The sequence below is a fragment of the Streptomyces sp. NPDC059371 genome, assembly GCF_042751995.1.
Lineage (GTDB): Bacteria > Actinomycetota > Actinomycetes > Streptomycetales > Streptomycetaceae > Streptomyces.
In genome coordinates, this window is sequence record NZ_JBHYXD010000159.1 from 1 (window position 1) to 2,240 (window position 2,240).

General features: G+C 68.8%; 2 protein-coding genes. One reads left to right on the forward strand and one right to left on the reverse strand.

The window, feature by feature from the left end; translation table 11 throughout:
* Positions 1-90: 90 nt before the first annotated feature.
* Complete coding sequence (locus tag ACFXGX_RS41680) at positions 91-615, reverse strand: GNAT family N-acetyltransferase (RefSeq protein WP_384803212.1); 525 nt, start codon at positions 613-615, stop codon at positions 91-93.
* Between the two features lie 169 nt (positions 616-784).
* On the opposite strand from ACFXGX_RS41680, the gene ACFXGX_RS41685 reads away from it, so the two are divergent.
* Positions 785-1,783, forward strand: coding sequence for an RNA polymerase sigma factor RpoD/SigA (locus ACFXGX_RS41685; protein WP_384803215.1), 999 nt, complete (start codon positions 785-787; stop codon positions 1,781-1,783).
* Positions 1,784-2,240 lie beyond the last annotated feature (457 nt).

The window sequence follows — 2,240 nt, forward strand, 5'->3', positions numbered from 1 at the left end:
CGAGCTCTCGGCTCCGCTCGAGCAGGGGGGACCCCCATGACGCCGCCGGGCCCGCCCTCCGGGCGGACGACGCGACTTTGCGGACACGACCTAGTGGGCGAGCTCCTTCTCGTACCAGGCGACGTCCCAGTAGCGGCCGAACTTGCGGCCCACCTCCCCGTACGTGCCGACGTGCCGGAACCCGAAGCGTTCGTGCAGGCGCACGGACGCTTCGTTGGGCAGCGCGATGCCGGCGTAGGCCCGGTGCAGGTCCTCGCCGGCGAGCGCAGAGAAGAGCGCTCCGTAGAGGAGGGTGCCGACCCCCAGGCGCGCGGCGCCCGGGGCGACGTAGACCGTCACCTCCACCGAGGTCGCGTAGGCGGGTTTCGCGCGAAAGGCGCTGGACGTCGCGTACCCCAGGATCACCTGTGAATCGGCCTCCGTGGCAACCATCAGGCGGTGCGGTCCGTCTTCAGGGTGGGAGAGCAGCCACGGACGACGTTCCTCCGGCGTGAAGACGATGGTGTCGAACGTGATGGGCGTCTCACGCACGTAGTGGTTGTACAGCTCGGTGAGCGCGCCGAGGTCGGCTGCGACTCCCGGCCTGACCTGCACATCTGTACGTTCTGACCGCATTGACCCTCCCGAGTGGTGCGACAGGGTACTGCATGATCAGAAAAATCAAGGGGCGGGTTGGGAATTCTGTCCTGATTCCAGTCGTTGTTTCCATCGGATGCCGGGCACCCGGGAGGGTGAAACCGGATGTCCGGGACCACCCGCAAGCCCACCACGCAAGGGAGCACGCATGGCAACCCGTGCCGTCGCCCGTCGTAAGTCCGCCACTGGCGGGACATCCGACGCGGCACGCAGTGTTCGCGCCGGAGGCGGCGAAATCGCCGATCGCGACCTGGTCGGCATGTACCTCGACGAGATCGCGCGAACACCACTGCTCGACGCCGCCAAGGAAGTCGAGTTGTCCCAGGTCATCGAGGCGGGTGTGTTCGCGCGGCAGATCCTCGACGGTGAGGCGGAGGCCCAGGCCGACGCGTCCCACGAAGAGCTGGAGGCGCTGTTCGCCGACAGCGAGCGCGCCAAGGACGTCTTCATCCGCTCGAACCTGCGGCTGGTCGTCGCCGTGGCGCGCCGATACCCGCGCAGCGGCCTGCCCCTGCTCGACCTGATCCAGGAGGGGAACGCCGGCCTGGTGCGCGCGGTCGAGAAGTTCGACTACCGCAAGGGCTTCAAGTTCTCGACGTACGCCACCTGGTGGATCCGTCAGGCCATCACCCGTTCCATCGCCGACCAGTCTCGCACGATCCGTCTCCCCGTCCACCTGGTCGAGGAGCTGGGCAGGATCCGTCGTGTGCAGCGCGAGTTCAACCGTGAGAACGGGCGCGAGCCCGAGCACGCGGAGATAGCCGCCGAGCTCGGCTCGACGCCGGAGCGTGTCGGCGACGTGCTCGACTGGGCCCGCGACCCGGTCTCCCTGAACATGGCGGTGGACGACGAGGGCGAGACCCAGTTCGGCGACCTGCTGGAGGACACCTCGGCCGTGTCGCCCGAGCAGTCGGTGCTCACCCTGCTGCGCAGCGAGGAGCTGGACGATCTGATCGGCCACCTCGACCAGCGCACCGCCTCCATCATCAAGATGCGGTACGGCATCGACGACGGCCGGGAGCGGACGCTCACGGAGGTCGGCAAGGAGCACGGGCTGACGCGCGAACGCATCCGTCAGATCGAGAAGCACGCCCTGCTCGAACTGAAGAAGCTGGCGCGCGACACCGGATTCGACGCGGCGGCGTAACGGCGACGGGACACACGGAGCGCGCGGGGAGGTCCGGGCGAGCGGGGTGAGTGGGCCGTACGGGTTGACTCGTCGCGCGGGCATCGGACCCGCTCCGCCCAGTCCGCGCACGGGCACCCCCGCCACGTTGGCCACAAGTCGACCAGACATGGCCATGTAAGGCCGCTTCAATCCGCCGGGCCCTGGGAACAAGACTTCAGGGCCCACGCTTCGGGCCCGTCCGAGCGGAAGAAGCGAACAGAAGTACCGAGTGGCAGTACCGAGCGACAGTCCCGAGCGGAAGTCACCGCACTGGAGGCACGCCGCTCCCGAGAACCGAGTCCCGACGCTCACCCCCCCCGCGCCGGGACTCTTCCAGAGTCGAGCGTGGGGGCCGCCCCCCCCCCCCGCCCCAAACCCGAACACCTAATTTTTAAGTGGGGGGGGCGGCAGGGACGGGGGGGGTGAGAGCGGGCGG

What these genes read in the sequence shown, in the direction of transcription:
- ACFXGX_RS41685 (WP_384803215.1), top strand. Translation starts at nt 785, where the DNA reads ATGGCAACCCGTGCCGTCGCCCGTCGTAAGTCCGCCACTGGCGGGACA.
- ACFXGX_RS41680 (WP_384803212.1), bottom strand. Translation starts at nt 615, where the DNA reads ATGCGGTCAGAACGTACAGATGTGCAGGTCAGGCCGGGAGTCGCAGCC.